General features: G+C 57.7%; 10 protein-coding genes and 3 tRNA genes. 2 read left to right on the forward strand and 11 right to left on the reverse strand.

What is annotated here, in order from left to right; translation table 11 throughout:
* Window positions 1–76 precede the first annotated feature (76 nt).
* Window positions 77–6022, reverse strand: a complete 5946-nt coding sequence (locus tag KW846_RS07510) for a peroxidase family protein (protein ID WP_218481820.1) — start codon at window positions 6020–6022, stop codon at window positions 77–79.
* 73 nt (window positions 6023–6095) lie between these two features.
* Between KW846_RS07510 and KW846_RS07515 the strand changes: the two genes are divergently transcribed.
* Window positions 6096–7583, forward strand: coding sequence for a sensor histidine kinase (locus KW846_RS07515; protein ID WP_218481821.1), 1488 nt, complete (start codon window positions 6096–6098; stop codon window positions 7581–7583).
* Here KW846_RS07515 and KW846_RS07520 read toward each other — a convergent pair whose 3' ends face one another.
* From KW846_RS07520 to KW846_RS07560, 9 genes are all read right to left on the reverse strand, one after another.
* Window positions 7584–8282, reverse strand: coding sequence for a response regulator transcription factor (locus tag KW846_RS07520; RefSeq protein WP_218481822.1), 699 nt, complete (start codon window positions 8280–8282; stop codon window positions 7584–7586).
* A gap of 506 nt (window positions 8283–8788) precedes the next feature.
* Window positions 8789–8875 (reverse strand) — tRNA-Leu (locus tag KW846_RS07525).
* Window positions 8876–9070: 195 nt separating this feature from the next.
* Window positions 9071–9144 (reverse strand) — tRNA-Cys (locus tag KW846_RS07530).
* Between the two features lie 47 nt (window positions 9145–9191).
* Window positions 9192–9267: transfer RNA gene (locus tag KW846_RS07535), tRNA-Gly, on the reverse strand.
* A gap of 63 nt (window positions 9268–9330) precedes the next feature.
* On the reverse strand, window positions 9331–9891 hold the full coding sequence (gene pgsA / locus KW846_RS07540; protein ID WP_102702169.1) for a CDP-diacylglycerol--glycerol-3-phosphate 3-phosphatidyltransferase: 561 nt from the start codon (window positions 9889–9891) through the stop codon (window positions 9331–9333).
* A gap of 32 nt (window positions 9892–9923) precedes the next feature.
* The gene (uvrC, locus tag KW846_RS07545; protein ID WP_103393169.1) at window positions 9924–11747 is read right to left on the reverse strand and encodes an excinuclease ABC subunit UvrC; all 1824 of its coding nucleotides are present in this window, start codon (window positions 11745–11747) and stop codon (window positions 9924–9926) included.
* 2 nt (window positions 11748–11749) lie between these two features.
* Window positions 11750–12391, reverse strand: coding sequence for a UvrY/SirA/GacA family response regulator transcription factor (uvrY, locus tag KW846_RS07550; protein WP_008015884.1), 642 nt, complete (start codon window positions 12389–12391; stop codon window positions 11750–11752).
* Window positions 12392–12527: 136 nt separating this feature from the next.
* Entirely contained in the window at window positions 12528–12962 is a 435-nt protein-coding gene (locus tag KW846_RS07555) for an N-acetyltransferase (protein WP_218481823.1), read from the reverse strand.
* Window positions 12962–13720, reverse strand: coding sequence for a carbon-nitrogen hydrolase family protein (locus tag KW846_RS07560; RefSeq protein WP_218481824.1), 759 nt, complete (start codon window positions 13718–13720; stop codon window positions 12962–12964). The genes KW846_RS07555 and KW846_RS07560 overlap by 1 nt, the downstream gene beginning before the upstream one ends.
* A gap of 628 nt (window positions 13721–14348) precedes the next feature.
* On the opposite strand from KW846_RS07560, the gene KW846_RS07565 reads away from it, so the two are divergent.
* Window positions 14349–15428 carry a 3-deoxy-7-phosphoheptulonate synthase gene (locus tag KW846_RS07565; protein ID WP_218481825.1) on the forward strand — a complete coding sequence of 360 codons (1080 nt, stop codon included), beginning with the start codon at window positions 14349–14351 and terminating at the stop codon, window positions 15426–15428.
* Window positions 15429–15485: 57 nt separating this feature from the next.
* Here the strand turns inward: KW846_RS07565 and KW846_RS07570 are convergent, their stop codons facing one another.
* Window positions 15486–16550, reverse strand: a complete 1065-nt coding sequence (locus KW846_RS07570) for a hypothetical protein (RefSeq protein WP_218481826.1) — start codon at window positions 16548–16550, stop codon at window positions 15486–15488.
* Window positions 16551–16828: the final 278 nt, after the last annotated feature.

Consider the following 16828-nt stretch of genomic DNA (forward strand, 5'->3'; position numbering starts at 1 on the left):
AAAGCTGGTCTAGCCGAACCCCCATAAAAAAACGACGCCACTCTTCAAAGGAGGGCGCCGTTTTTGGTTTTAAGCCTTACGCCACGCCGACGAAATCGCTCGCTGTCAGGGCGACATGCCCGACCAGATCGATTTGGAAATCAGCGCCATTACCGTTGTTGACATTGCCCTCCACATACGTGTGATCAACCCCGCCGACATTGGCGAAGTGGTACTTCAATTGCGCTTGGTTACTGAACTCAGTGCCGACACCATTCCACTCGCCGAGGAAGGCAAAGTCCTGATTACCGGCGGAACCTGCGCCGGAGGTCCGGGCATCGATCTGAGACAGATCGATGTGGTCAGCTCCCTGCGCAAAGTCGGTGATCACATCGCGGCTTGCGGTCGAAGTGCCCGAATCATTGATGGCGCTGAACTTGAAGATGTCCGCCCCCGCCCCACCAGTCAAAATGTCGCGGTTGCCATTGCCTGTCAGCGTGTCTGCGCCATCTCCACCACTGAGGGTGTCGACGCCGCCTTGCCCGGTCAGGGCATTGTTGGCGTTATTGCCGGTCAAGCTGTTGGTGCCGTTGCTGCCGAGAACATTCTCGATGCCGCTCAAGGTGTCGCTACCGGTTTGCGAACTGCTCGCCAGGCCAGCAGACAAGTTGACCGTGGCGTTGGCCGAGGTCCCTGACAGGTCGTAGGTATCGGTGTCGCCACCACCGTCGTAGCTGTCATTGCCGTCATTGGCCGACGCCCGGAAGGTGTCGTTGCCAAGGCCACCAAACAGGCTGTCAATGCCTTGCCCACCAATCAGCACGTCGTCACCGCTGCCAGCATCCATCCAGTCATCACCGCCCTGGCCCTGCAGCAGGTTATTCGCGCCGTCGCCCTGGATGTGATCATTGCCGGAACTACCGGTGACGTTCTCGATGCCGGTCAGGGAGTCGTTGCCGGTCTGGGTGCTGGTTGACGTGCCGAGGAGCAAATCGACCGTGGCCGACGCCGATGTGGCCGATAAGTCATAGGTGTCGGTACCCGCGCCGCCGTCATACTGGTCGTTGCCGTCGTTCAGCGATGCCAGCAGCGTATCGTTGCCTGCCTCACCAAAGACGGAGTCGTTGCCGGCCATGCCGCCAAGTTGGTTGTTACCGGTATTGCCGTGGATGACGTTGTCCAGCCCGTTACCCGTGCCGTTACTGTTGTTCGACCCCAGCAATGTCAGGTTCTCGACGTTGGCACCCAGGGTGTAGCTGACCGAGGACATGACCGTGTCGGTGCCTTCGCTCAGATTTTCCTGAACCGTATCGCCATTGGCATCCACCCTGTAGATATCGTTACCGGCGTTCCCCCGCATCGTGTCGTTACCGCTGCCGCCGTCGAGCAAGTCGGAGCCCAGGCCACCATTAAGGACGTCGTTGCCCGAATAGCCCATCAGGATGTCCTGATAGTTGGTGCCATTGAGCGTATTGCCGAAGAAGTTGGTGCCTTCGATGAAGCGCCCTACCGCTTCCGAAGGGTCGGATGTCAGTTGTTCCACTGTGCCGTTGTTGTCGGTGTAAGTGGTGAGGACCCGTAGCTGCTGGCCGAACTGCTCCGAGGTGGGCGCAAAGGTCGAGGCATTCGCCCCGGCAATACTGATCCAGGCCGCGCCCACCAGTGCTTGCCATTGGAAGCTGAACCCACTTGGCCCAGGCAAGCCGTCGGCGTCCTGTATGGTCGAGGTATTGGCGGTCAGCCGGTATTGAGCTGGCACCGGACGGCCAGGTGTGGTTGGCGCAGTAGCAAACCCCGACAGCACCACATTGCCGGTTGGCAGACTGTTGGTGATGTTCAGGTTGACGGTGCGGTCGGCGAAACGCAGTTTTTCAATGCCAGTCACTATATCGGTGCCATCGACATTCGCCGCGCCGACCCGTAAATCCACCACTTTGAACGCCGTGATCAACTCGCCGCCCGGCCGGGTGTCAGTGAACTTGGTGATGCTGTAGTCGGCAAAATTGCCACTGTACAGCGCTTCATCGGCTGCGCCGTCGGCCGTGCCTGGGGCTGCGTGGTTGTCACCCAGAATGAAGTCCGGACGGGTCGCTTGCAGGCCAGTAAAGTGCTGGGCAAACCCCTGACTGGCGAGCAAGTGATTCAGATCGGCGAGTTTGATCGAGTCACCGACGATCACGTCATTACCGCCGTTACCTTGGGAGACATCATTGCCACTGCCGCCAATCAACCAGTTTTCCGTGGCATTACCGATCAGGCCCGCCAGATGGTTGGCCGGGGTCGTCGTGTTTGGGCGGCTATCACTGAAGCGTGAACCGATCAAACCCTCAATGTCTGTCAGCAAGGCGTTGAACGGCTGGAACAGCACAGCAGTGCCCGGCGCCGCCACGATGTTCTGGTTGTTAAGGTCTGCGGCCGCATCCAGGGCAATGTTCACATCGCTGAAGGCCGCGATATCGAAGCCCACATCGCCAATGGCTTCATCGCCGTCGCCTTGACCCGGAGCGCCACCCAGGCCAGGCAACAGAATGTCGTCACCGACACCTCCGAACTCCTGGTCACCCGTGGAACCGCCGGAAATGATGTCATCGCCGTCCTCACCGAACAGAATGTCCGGGCCGTCGCCACCGTAGATCTCGTCGTTACCGTCTCCGCCATGCACCAGATCAGTGTCGCCGCCGGCATCGATGTAGTCATTGCCGGCGCCACCGTACAACTCGTCGATCCCGGCTTCACCGTAGAGGTGATCGTTACCGTTTCCGCCAATCACCACATCGAGGGCACCTGCGCTGGTCCCGGCATAGATGGTGTCGTCCCCTTCACCGCCATCGAGGAAGTCTTCGATATCACCGCCGTAGATCACATCGTTGCCGTCACCGCCATAGATATGGTCGGCACCGGCCTTGCCATCGAGGATGTCATCGCCACCTTCGCCATAGATCGTATCGTCGCCATCGCCAGCGTCGAGCCAGTCATTGTAGTCGGTGCCAGACAATACTTCGTGCGAGTTGTAGCCCACTGCCGCAGTGCCGTCAGGGTTCAGGCCCTGGTCCGGACGGTAGTCACGGATATAGGTTTGAGCGGTATGCGTTTCCGGATTGGTCAGGCTGACCAGCAAGCCGTTACCGCCAATCCCGCCCGTGCCACCGGTTGAGTAAACGCCGACATGGTTCGCCGCAATCAGCGTGCCGTATTTGTGTTCGCTCTTGTATGCAGTCGCACTGGCGCCGGAGTCGGTGTTGCTCAGTTCGATGTAGCTGTCGGCGTAACCGAATACATCACCGGCCAGGTGCCGGGCATCGGTGGTGCGTTCAATGATGTCCTTGAATTGCTCGGTCACTACCTGTTCGTTGAGGTTGGTCATCGCCGGCAAGCCGAGGTCGAGGCGGAACAGGTAATAGAAACGGTCGCCATCCATCAACCGTTCCATCTGATCCTCGAAGATAGCGTTGAAGGTGGTGCCCAGTTGCCCGGTGTAGACGTGTTTTTCCGCGAGGCCACCGATCCACAGATCAATCGCGTTGTAGCCGTCGTAACCGGCCACATGATTGCCGTTGGCATCTGCCGCACCGGAAAGGAAGTAGGCCGCCTCTTCAGCCGTGACGCTGCCCCCGGCATAGTTGGTGGTAACACCCGAGGTATCGGCATCGATGATGGCTTGGGCATGGGCCACGTCACCATCAAATGAATAGGCAGCGATGAAGTTCACCAATGATTCGGGGTGAATCATGTTGTTGGCGAAGTCACTCCAACTGGTATAGGGCGTCAAGCCATCCACGATCAGGTTCGTGTGATGCTGCGCGCCTGCCGGTGACGCCCTTTCCTCGATGAGCGCATCGTGAATCTGCTGACGCGCCTGGTTCAGGGTAGGCAGGCCCAAGTCGCGACCACGAGCCAGGTTGATGGTCGCCAGGTCCAGCGGCTGACCCAGCAGGCCTTGTTGCAAGGCCGGGGTGACGAATTCGTCGATCTCATTGCTGATCTGCCGGGTCATGCCCAAGGCAATGGCCGTCGGCCCTACCTCGGCAAAACCGCCGGGATTGAGGAACGCCTGCTCAAGCGCATAGTGGGTGATCGCACCGGTCAGGTCATAACCGCCACTGGCATTTTTCTCCAGGGCATCGATGGTTTCGCGCAGTTGCGAGTGACCGAAACGGAACGCTGCCTGGCCGTACTCGAGCGAAATATTGGCGTTGATGCCCGAGTCATAAGTCACGAACTCTGGCAAATCCGGGGTGATCAGCCGGGCGTACTGGTCAATCGCAACGTGCTGGTATTCCATTTCCACGGTCAGTTTGGCGGCGTAGAACAACTTGTCCTGGTCCCAGGACACCGTCAGGCCATCCGCCTGGGTGAAATTGCCGTTGGCATCGGTATAAAAACCACCACTGCCATTGCTGACCTGCACCTGCCAGTTGTGACGCACGTTAACGTCAGTCTGTGCCAGCACTTCGTTTTGCAGATTGATCAGTTGTACGTTGTGGTCTTCATGGAAGACGTGATGGATCGCGGTCAGGCCAAAGTTTTCGTTGACCCTGCCGTCACCGGCAATGTAGTGGTCACCCACCGATTGCAGCAGCAGTTCGTTGGCCACCGCGTAATCGGCACTGCCCGCAGTGGCACTGATGGAGAAGTCGGCAAAATTGACAAAACTGAACAGGTTTTTCGGTCCGGAATTATCGTAATTGATGACCATCCCGAAGGGGTTGTTCGCGTCGAAGGTAATACTGGTGATATGCGCATCCAGAGACATCAGTTTCGCTTGGTCGATATGCAAATCATCGAAGTGCGGATTCATATCCAGAAGGATCGCCTCACGGGTGTACACCGCTTGCACGCCGGGAGTGCCGGGGTCTGCGTCCAACACATGACCATTGGCATCACGCACTCGGAAATTGCTGATGTCATCCCAGGTCAGATCGTCACGGCCGGTTGCCTGCACATGGGCGCGCAGTTCGCTCAGGGTTGGCAAAGTCTGGTGGGTCAACACGCCATTGAGGGTCCAGGCCGCGTCGTCACTCAAGGTGGTGCCATCGAACAGCGCTGCGCCAGCAATGAACTGTCCTGGATGATTTGGATCCGCCACCCACTGACGCAGCAATTGCGTCACCGCGTCATTGGAGCCATAAGTCTGGTTCTGGTCGATGTAGGGCGAGTCGAGGTTGACGTACTGCGCCTGTCCCTGCCCGTCCACTTCGCTGACGGAGGCCCGGTGTACCTTGATCGAGTACACAGGCTGCCCATCCGGACCGATCGAACCGTACAGCGGGTCGTCCGGCGCAAGGGGAATAGTGATCGTGGCGTTTTGATTGGGCTTGTTGATGAAGTCCAGCCCATGATCAAAGAACTGTCCAAACAGGGTGAACCAGCCCGTGGTCGACGGGTCGCCGGCGACAGTATTCTGGTTGCGGATGTAGTACTGGCCGGAGTCCGGCGACGTGGTATCGACTTCGCCAATGGTACCCAGGATTCCCGGATCCGTGACGATCGCAACGCCCGTGGCAGTGTGCTGTATATGCCCGTTGGCATCGGTGGTAAACGTCACTCCGCCACTGACGATGGTCTGGCTGATCATCCGTGGCGTGTAGTCCACCAGTGAAGCTGTCGGATCGCCATACAGTGAACTACTGTCAATCATGGGCGTGGCGCCCACAGGGACACCCGCCCCCGTCAATGCGGAATTGCTCAGGTTCTGCTGGACATAGTGTGTGTAGTCCGAATGGGTCAGGCGTATGAAGTTCTGGCCGAAACTGCCCCAGGCCTGCCCATCCAGGGTCATATTATTGAAGTGCCCCGAGACGTTGCGCAAGCCGATCGGGTCGCGGGCACCGTTGTACCAGATGGCTTCACCAAGAGGCACGTCAAGCGGATTGAAACTTCCCAGCACACCGAGCACATGGACACTACCATCCGAGCCCTGATAGCCGTAGAGCGGATCTCCAGCGGTGTTGTAACCGACGACATGAATGGTCGGAAAAGAAACCTGCTGATCAAGAAACGAAATATCTTTTTGATTCAGGGTGAAGCGCTTTAGCTCATACATGGCAATCTCCAGACGTACTTTGAGTTGCAGGGATTTCCAGCCGACATATCACTATGTTCAGGGAACCAACCCGATGGAAAAAGATGCAAAAGTCGAATCAAAAAACGAGACTTTCATAGCGGACGAGACTGAGACTTTGGTCGGACCAGCCGCTGGTTCCGATGTGGCTCGCAAGGGAACTTGGCGCACCCGGATAAAGGCCCAGGCGCGCAAGCTGAGTCGCTCGGCCCAATTTGTCATTGCCGCTGCGGTGATCCTGGGGCTGACCATGTTCTTCGTCGGCAAACTGGTGAGCCAACGAATAGAAAGTGCTGCGGTGCAAAGCGCGGCAGAAGCAGGCGCCCACTACATGGAAGCGTTTCTGGAGCCCTATGTGCAGGAGATGGGGCGGGGCGAAAGCCTCTCGGAGGAAAGTGTCAAATCCCTGGACCGCCTCATGGAAAACAGTTCGCTAAACCAGCACATTGTCTCGATCAAGATCTGGCGAGCGGATGGCACGGTCGTCTACAGCACGAATAAAGCCATCACCAATCGCGTCTTCCCAACAGACGAGATTTCCGAGGCGCTTAAGGGAAACGTGGTCACCGACCTTGAAGAGCTGAGCCAGGATGAAAACGAGTTCGAGCGCAAGCTCAACCTGCCGCTCTATGAGATCTACGCCCCCCTGCGGGATTTCAACACCAGGAAAGTGATCGCGGTGGGCGAGTTTTATGAAAGGGCCGAAAGCCTGGAGCGTGAAATCAACCGCGTCCGACAGCAGGTATGGATGGTCGTTGGCGCAGCGACGTTGGCAATGCTGACGCTGCTTTTTTTCATCGTGCGACGCGGCGACAAGATTATCGAGCAACAGCAAGTGGCACTGCGCTTACGGCTGTTGGAGCAAACTCGCCTGCGTATCAGCAACGCCGCACTCCAGCGCAAGATGGCGACGGCGACCCAGGAGTTTTCCCGGATCAACGAACTCAACTTGCGGCGCATTGGTGCAGACCTGCACGATGGGCCGGCGCAGTTATTGACCTTGATTCTGATCTGGCTCGACGAGTTGGCCGATAACGGTCCGGCTGTCGATCAGGAGGCGCTGGAAACCATTCGTGGTGCCGCCACCGACGCATTGCGGGAGGTCCGCGATTTATCACGAGGTCTGGCACTTCCGGAAATCAACGACCTGAGCCTGGTGGAAGAGTTGCAGCTAGTGGCGCAACGGCATGAGCAACGCACCGGCACCAGGGTCACCCTCGCCCTGGGGCCGCTACCAGAGGCCACGCCGCTGCCGCTCAAACTCTGTTTGTACCGTTTTGTCCAGGAAACCCTCAACAATGCTTACCGTCATGCCAACGGCGAGGGCCAGGTCATCCAGGCGCAATACATTGATCAGGTATTAAACATCAGCGTCAGGGACAGTGGTCCGGGTATGGCGGCGGACGCCATGCAACTCGATACATCCGGCAGAACCCGATTGGGGCTCGCCGGTTTGCGTTATCGCGTTGAATCGCTGGGCGGGTTGTTCAGTATCGACTCTTGTAACTCAGGGACGTCGGTCAATGCACAGTTCAAACTTTAGTCAGAAGCGGGTCCGGGCATCGACTGATGTTTTCCCTACGCCTATGTGAAATCGCCCGAGAGCTTCGCGCTCCCTGTAATACCGTAGGGCCGCGACCGCTTCGACACGATTTCGGGCATGCAGTTTCTGCATCACACAGGTCATGTAGTGCTTGACGGTTTTTTCGCTGATCAACAACTTTGACGCAACCTCTCTATTGGTCAGGCCCTTGGAGACTTCATAAATAACCTGCTCCTCGCGCAGGGTCAGATCAAACGTGTGAATCTCCGCTGCGTGTGTCTTGAAGTTACTCAGCAATTTGTTGACAAAATCAGGGGTGATATACGTCTGCCCCTTGGCAACCAACCGGATCGCCAAGACCAGTTCCGGCCCGCTGACACCTTTCAACACATACCCGAGCGCGCCGGCCTCCAGCGCCAAAAAGGCGTCGTTTTCGGACTCTGAAACCGTGAGCATCAGTACCTTCACATCCGACAGTTCAGTGGAAATGAACCGCACCGCGGCGAAAACATCACCCGGCATATTGACGTCCATCAGCATCACATCCGGACGCGCCCTCTGGGCAATTTCCCTGGCCTCATCCGCGTTGGCGCCCTGCTCCACGACCTGCAGGTCCGCCCGTCTTTTCAGTATGTTGGCAACGCCCTCACGCAACAACGGGTGGTCGTCGACAATGCAGATACGAATGAACGGATTCATGACGCGCTCCCGAAAGGATTAGCACTCGAACGACAGATCATTGATTAATAGCAGGAAACCCGGGATCACACCGGTCACCCGTCGTGTGTCCCAGGCTCCGGGTGTTCGAAAATCAGACTTAAGTCTGATAAAAATCGATCGTCAACAAATAATCGCCGTTACAAACATACAAATATTTACATCGCAACCTATTGTTTTTAAAAGCCTCTAAAAACGCCAAAAAAAATACAGCCTCATAAAACCCGGATACATCTTTATCCGACCAACAGTCGCTCTCCTACGCTCAGGATTCAGTGCGGCAGGAACTCCACAAATCAAATTTTTCGAAATTTTGCAGGTCAGGGATCAGCCTGGACATACGACCGTGTAATGACCGAGCAATACATCTGTAGCCGAAAGGGAGAAAACGTCTCGCGAACCAAGTGAATTGCGGGGCAAGTCAATAATTGCGGACCAGAAACGAACAAGGGTTTGCTCAGCTTTCGCTCGCAAACCCTTGATATATATGGTGCCCGAAGCCGGAATCGAACCGGCACGCCCTTACGAGCGGGGGATTTTAAGTCCCATGCGTCTACCAGTTTCGCCATTCGGGCGGTAGCGCGGTGAAGCGTCCAGGTTTTGCCAAATAACGATCTGGCAGTTCTGACGCCTGTGCAGCAGAGGTGGAAATATATACATCCCGCCCCGGTGAAGCAAGTTCGCAAATACCCTTTTCAAGACTAAATCTTGCAGGCTACTGCAAATAAAAAAGCTCCGTAAATCATAGATCTACGGAGCTTGTTTATTAGTGGAGGCCGAGGTCGGAATCGAACCGGCGTAGGCGGATTTGCAATCCGCTGCATAACCATTTTGCTACTCGGCCTCAAAACATTTGATATCTAGTAGCGCGACATCAAATGCGTACAAACTTGGAGCGGGAAACGAGACTCGAACTCGCGACCCCGACCTTGGCAAGGTCGTGCTCTACCAACTGAGCTATTCCCGCGTCTTGGTGTGGCGCATTCTATAGAATCCAGAAGCCCCGTCAACCCTTTGATTCAAAAAAGTTTTATTTCTTTTCAACGTCGGTCTTCAGATGTGGCCAGGCAGCCCGCAGGTACTGGACCATCGACCACAAAGTCAGGCCGGCCGACACCATCAGCAAGGTGTAGCCAAGTAAGACCCAGAAACTGAAATCCTTGGGATTGGCCAGCAGGATCACCAGCGCGAGCATTTGCGCGGCGGTTTTCCATTTGCCAAGGTTCGATACGGCGACGTGGGCACGCGCGCCCAGTTCGGCCATCCATTCGCGCAGGGCCGAGACGACAATCTCGCGACCGATGATCACGGCAGCCGGCAGCGTGAGCCACAGGTTTCCGTGTTCCTGCACCAACAGTACCAGTGCAACCGCGACCATCAGCTTGTCGGCAACCGGATCGAGAAAAGCCCCGAACGGTGTGCTTTGTTCCAAGCGGCGGGCCAGGTACCCGTCCAGCCAGTCGGTGGCGGCGGCAAAGGCGAAGACCGAGGCGGAAGCCAGGAAGCTCCAGTGGTAAGGCAGGTAGAACAACAAAATAAAGATCGGAATGAGCAGAACGCGTAGAACGGTAATCAGATTAGGGATATTCATCGGCACAACTGGCTACGAGGTGAGGGGGCATTCTACTCGCTGTGCAGATTTGCATAAATCAACTCTGCGAGCTTTTTACTGATCCCGGGGGCTTTGGCAATTTCTTCGATGCTTGCACGAGACAGCTCCTGCAATCCACCAAAATGTTTCAACAAATCCCGCCGACGTGTCGGACCGACGCCAGCGACGCCTTCCAGTGTAGACGTCCGACGGGTTTTTCCACGCCGGGCGCGGTGCCCGGTAATGGCAAATCTGTGGGCTTCGTCGCGAATCTGCTGAATCAGATGCAGCGCGGGAGAATCGCCACGCAAGGTGAACTCGTGCGCGGCGTCGTTCAGGTACAGGGTTTCGAAACCGGCCTTGCGCGTCGCGCCTTTTGCCACGCCGAGCAGGATCAGATCAGGTACGGCGAGTTCATCGAGCACGTCGCGAGCCATGGACAACTGGCCTTTACCGCCATCCACCAGCAGGATATCCGGCAGCTTGCCCTCCCCGTCCTTCAGTTTGCTGAAGCGTCGGGTCAACGCCTGGTGCATCGCCGCGTAATCATCGCCGGCCGTAACGCCCTCGATGTTGTACCGGCGGTAGTCGGACTTGATCGGGCCTTCGGGGCCGAAGACCACGCAGGACGCCACCGTCGCCTCGCCACTGGAATGACTGATGTCGTAGCACTCCAGGCGTTGTGGAGGCTCATCCAGCTTCAGCACCTCGGCCAGTGCGTCGAAGCGTGCCGTAATGTGCTGACGATTCGCCAGGCGCGCACTTAGCGCCTGCTCGGCATTGGTCACCGCCAATTGCTGCCAGCGTGCTCGCGTGCCACGCACGCGATGGCTGATGGTCAGTTCTCGACCGCGCAACTCGTCGATGGCCGCGATCAGTGTTGGAAAGTCATCGTGGACCACATTGACGATCAACTCGCTGGGCAAGTCGCGTTCAGGGCTGCTGATGAAGTATTGGCCGAGAAACGCGGCCATGACTTCAGAAACGTCTTCTTCAATACCGACTTGAGGGAAGAAGTTCTTGCTGCCCAACACCCGCCCGCCCCGCACGCTGATCAAGTGCACACAGGCACCGCCCGGGTTGACGAACGCGGCGATCACATCGACGTCCCCGGTCCCGCCTTCCATGCTCTGCTGGTCCTGGACCCGACGCAGCAACGCAATCTGGTCCCGCAGCTCGGCCGCTCGCTCGAACTCCAGATTGATCGCCGCCTCTTCCATCCCGGCAGATAACTCGTCAGTCAGCGCATTGCTGCGCCCCTCAAGAAACATCACCGAGTGGCGCACATCTTCGGCGTACACCTGAGGCTCCACCAGCCCAACGCAGGGCGCCTTGCAGCGTTTGATCTGATATTGCAGACAAGGACGGGTGCGGTTCTTGTAATAGCTGTCTTCGCATTGCCGAACGAAAAACGTCTTTTGCAGCAGGCTCAGGCTTTCGCGGATCGCGCCGGCGCTGGGGTAAGGACCGAAATATTTGCCCTTGGCCTTTTTCGCACCACGATGAATGCTCAGGCGCGGAAACTCTCCGTCGGAGAGAAAGACATAGGGGTAGGATTTGTCGTCGCGCAGCAGGATGTTATAGGGCGGGCGCCATTCCTTGATCAGCGTCTGCTCGAGCAGCAAGGCTTCGGTTTCGTTGGCGGTGATCGTCGTTTCAACCTGGGCGATACGTGCGACCAGTGCGGCGGTCTTGGGGGCAAGCCCGGTCTTGCGAAAGTAACTCGACAGGCGATTCTTGAGGTTTTTCGCCTTGCCGACGTAAAGCAACCGCGCTTCGCTGTCGAACATGCGGTACACGCCGGGGCGACCGCTAACGGTCGACAGAAAGGCGCTCGGATCAAAGGTTTCGGTCATTTTCAGAGGCTGGCGTCGACCATGCCATGACGCACCGCCAACAGCGTCAACTCGACATCACTGCTGATCGAAAGTTTTTCGAAGATGCGGTAACGGTAGGTGTTCACGGTTTTCGGGGACAGGCACAATTTGTCGGAAATGATCTGTACTTTCTGGCAGCCGACGATCATCAGCGCGATCTGGATTTCCCGCTCGGACAGGGCATCGAAAGGCGAGTCGTTGGTGGGCTGGAAGGACTTGATCGCCAGTTGCTGGGCAATTTGCGGGCTGATGTAGCGTTGCCCGGCGAACACCAGGCGAATGGCCTGGACCATTTCCGGCAAACCTGCCCCCTTGGTCAGGTATCCTGCCGCACCGGCTTGCAACAGCCGCGTAGGAAACGGGTCCTCTTCACACACGGTCACCGCGACGACTTTGATATCCGGATGACTGCGCAATAATTTGCGAGTGGCCTCAAGACCGCCGATACCCGGCATCTTGACGTCCATCAACACCACATCGGGTTTCAGCTCACGCGCCTTGAGCAGGGATTCTTCACCCGACTCGGCCTGGCCGACTACTTGCAGGCCATCGATGTCAGCCAGCATTCGTGTAATGCCTGTACGAACGAGATCATGGTCATCGACTACTAGCACCCTAATCAAGCAGACACCTCGCGATATGGTCTTATTGGGTTGCCAGACACCTTAGCAAAAAGCATCTGGCAGACCTAGCGGAAAGCATCAGATTAAAAGTTTCAATTCATCTTGAAAGGCTGGTCGCAAACGCGTTGCGGCAATGTCATGGATTGATATCAAGCTGCATTCTCAGGAAACAATCATCCTGACCCACCACGGTGAATCCTTTGCGCTCGTACAACGCCCGCGCCGGGTTATCTTCAAAAACCGTCAAGCGTAACGCCGGTCGCCGCTCCTGGTGCGCGACTGACAGTACCTGATCGATTGCCCAGGAACCAATGCCCTGCCCGCGAAACGCTTCGACGACTTGCAGTTCGCGGATGTACAACGCTCCGGCATCACGGCTCAAGCTTACATAACCCAGCCACTTATCGCCGCCTGTCAGCAAGCGGTTGTCCCGCCCTGCCCAGGCCACGTCAAACGCTTCGTCCTGCCACATCAGGTCGTGCCGAATGTAGTAACGCAGCATGTTTTTACAGGTCAGATGGCGGGCGAAGGCCAGGTCCTCTGGCGTGGCCGCACGCCATGCGCAGTCCATCACGCCAGCTCCACGGCGACGACTTCCCCGCTCCAGCCCTCGCTGTTGCGCCGGGCCACAACCATCTGGCTGCCAGTACCGGTGGCGGCGGCAATCAACAAACCGTCCGACGCCCAGATCGCGCTGCGTCCTGCCGACACCCAGCCACCTGTCGCGCCACCATGATTGGCCATCAACACCACCATGGCGTGCTGCGCGGCATAGCCTTGCAGCAACGCAGTATCCGCGACGTAGCCGTTTTCCGAGATCAGCACGCCTGCGGCGTAGACACCTGCACCCTGGCACGCCGCAGCGGCGGCATGGCTGGCGTGGGAAAAGTCGGCGCAGACCGCCAGTGCAATCGTGTCTGTCCCGATGGTCAGGGGCTCACCCCCGGCGCCCGGTGCAAACGCCACTTCTTCCCCTGGATGCAGATGCTGCTTGCTGTAGACCCCAAGCGAACCATCGGCTCCCAGCACCAATGCACCGATCAGGACCGGCGAGTTATCCGACAGCCTAATCGGCATACCGACAACAGCCGTCACACCGACTGCCCGGGCGACGTCTCTCAGCGGTTGCAGAAGGGCGTCATCCGACACAATGGCCAGCTCGGCCGCGAGCCCGCGCTCGTAGCCGGTCAGCGACAGCTCAGGAAACACCAGCAACTGCACGCCCTGCTCCGCGGCTGTCGCGATGAAGCGCTGGTGCCTGGCGATATTGCCGGCAAGGTCTCCGGCGATGGAGATCGATTGGGCTGCGGCGATGGTCAGCGGTAACATGAGGCGTCCTTGTGTCGATGTACTTTTAAACAGACGCAGAGTTTGTCACAACCCTCAGGCCACTCAAGCGATAGAAAACCCTGTCGCCGGCCAATAGCATTTTCTGATTGAATCTGCGCACCGGCCTCTAGTAAGCTCGACCCATCCATCGGAGACAGACCATGTTCAACACCCTCCCACAGCTTCGTACCGCCAGCGCCTTGCGCTCGGTTGCGGCTGCCCGGGTGAACGACGACTGTGCTCCCGTCAGCTTTTATTTTGGGTATTGGTTTAGCCACTGGCGCGCCTGATACCCACACGGCGCCCACTTTAAACGGGTCGCCACCAGAGAATTCTCAACCCCCGGCCGGCCTCCCGACCGGGGGTTTTGTTTTTTTCAGCTCCAACACTTTTAGCGACACACCAGACATTCAGAGGATTCAGAACATGAACTACGCCACTTATTACCGTTACGACAGTTTTACCGCCTGGCGATTTACCACCCTCCGCTCGGGACAGCCTGCCGCCTCCGATCGGTCACCCACAGGTGGCAAGCACACACACACAGCCAGTCTGGCCAATTGTCGAACACCCCAGTAGGGCCGAGCGCGCGGGCACGAACCCGCCACCAGCCCAGGAAGCCTTGAACATGAACTCGTCCGTCTCCGCACTGCCGCTGTCCACCTTGAGCCCTGCCAATGAAGCGCTGACCCTGCGTCTGCCCAGCTCATTGCAACTCAAACAGCAATTGCCCCTCGGCAACCTCCTGACCCAGCAAGTCGCCAGCCACCGCCAGGCGGTTCGCGCGATCCTCAACGGTGAAGACTCCCGTCTGCTGGTCATCGTAGGCCCATGTTCGATCCACGATCCGGAATCAGCCCTCGAATACGCCGGCAACCTTGCCCGCCTCGCCACCGAAGTCAGCGACAAAATGCTCCTGGTGATGCGCGCCTACGTCGAAAAACCCCGTACCACGGTCGGCTGGAAAGGCCTGGCCTATGACCCGCACCTGAATGGCAGCGATGACATGGCTACCGGCCTGACACTGTCCCGCGAGCTGATGCGCGAAATGCTCCGCCTGGGCTTGCCCGTCGCCACTGAACTGCTGCAGCCGATGGCCGCCGGCTACTTCGACGACCTGTTGAGCTGGGTGGCAATCGGCGCCCGAACCACGGAGTCGCAGATCCATCGGGAAATGGCCAGCGGCCTGGGCATGCCTGTCGGGTTCAAGAACGGGACTGACGGCGGTGTCGCTGTCGCCAGTGATGCCATGCGTTCCGCCGCCCATCCGCATCGCCATTTCGGTGTCGACAGCCAGGGACATCCGGCGATCATTCAAACCCCGGGCAATGCGGACACTCACCTGGTATTACGCGGCGGCCATCGCGGGCCGAACTACGACAGCGCCAGTATCGCCCGGGTGAACAGTGACTTGGCCCGGCTCAGGATTCCGGCCCGGATCATGGTCGATTGCAGTCACGCCAACAGCGGCAAAGACCCGTTGCGCCAGCCGGCCGTGTTCAACGATGTACTTGAACAGCGTCTGCAAGGTGATCGTTCGCTGATCGGCATGATGATCGAGAGCCATTTGTTCGAGGGCTGTCAGCCGTTGAGTGCGTCAATGCAATACGGTGTTTCAGTGACCGATGGCTGCCTTGGTTGGGTCGGGACAGAACAACTGTTGCTTGAAGCGGCAGATCGGCTGCGAGTGCAGGACAACGCCCAATAACCGGCATCACCGGTCCGCCCTCCGGCCTTCATGTGAAGACTGGAGGGCAAATGGCGATCAATGTCCCATCAGGGATTGCACCTGAACCTGCGTCACCCCGGATTGTTGAGAGGTGTTATCAAGGCGCTCGACCGAACAGGAAACACGGATCGCAGAATCTCGATGCTCCCTCCAGAACCGGTAGGGAACGATGAATATCAACGGCTCGCCCGCGGTGTCTCTGGTGATTTCGCGCTCGTCACAGTGATTGAATTTCTCCCCGTCGCATCTCAGGCAGACCAGTTCCCCTTTTTCAGCCCTGGGGTTTTCGATGACGACGGTCACGCCATCCTGCGCATCAAGCAGATCCACCCAACCTTCGTCGGCTTCCAGCACCATGGGGGCTGGCAGTGGTCCCCGCTCCATCTTGCCAATCATCAGAGTCGTTGCTTCCGAGTAACGAGGACCATGCCCTGCTTGCTTGACGCAATAATCGACGGAAACCGAGGAACCCAGATTGAGCGCAACGCACTCCGGACTGACCCAAAACGACAGTTCGTCCCCCACTGCAAAGGACTCGACTTTGAGTGCATCACTGAAACTTGCTTCGGCCGAAACGCCAGCCCAGGTCAGCAACACCCAGTCGCCCGCCGTCATGCGCGCATAGGGTTTGATTGTAACGATCGCCCCTTCCTTGACCCGGTCCGGATCAAGTGTCCTACCCATCGAGTCGTTGACCGTCGCGGGTAACAGGTCAGATTGCACATCACCCACACTCAGCTGTAAACGATGGGAATGCACGACCCCGGTAAAACGACTGCTCAGGAGCGAATAGCTGATTTCGAGTGAACCACCGTCCAGCGCTTCGATATAAGCACTACCCACAGCAAAGATCATGTCCTCGCCGACCCGGTCGTCACTGACAAAACGCGTCACCTGATGATTGCAGACGAGGCCATCGGCATCCAGACCCGCCCAACTCAATAGCAATTTGTCGCCGCAGGTCATGCCTGGGTAAGGCCGGACCCTGATCACGGCTTTTCGGTCAGAGGGGTTCAGAACACCGTTTTCCGCCTCCTCCAGTACGGGCGGTGGCAAGGATTGCTGTACTAGATTCAAGGTGTCGGGTTCATAAACAGTCATTCATTCGCTCCATTCCTTGGAATAAACACCGAACGGGTGGCCGGCTTTGGATGACGTCCATTTAACCTCACGACTACCCGCCGTGATGTCGGCCGCTCACTCAACCTCGCTCGGAAAGTCGATACATATGTAGTAGGTCTTTGATCAAGAGCCACCTGAATGCCGTAAAAAATCGTCAAGCGATTCCGACTAAAGCCTCAGCAAATCTTGAGCATTCGCACTTGCTCTATTCCGCTTTCCGCAAGTTCCGGCGGACTTTTCATACATCGCGCCAACCT

This window comes from Pseudomonas sp. PDM32, from assembly GCF_019219225.1.
Lineage (GTDB): Bacteria > Pseudomonadota > Gammaproteobacteria > Pseudomonadales > Pseudomonadaceae > Aquipseudomonas > Aquipseudomonas laurylsulfatiphila.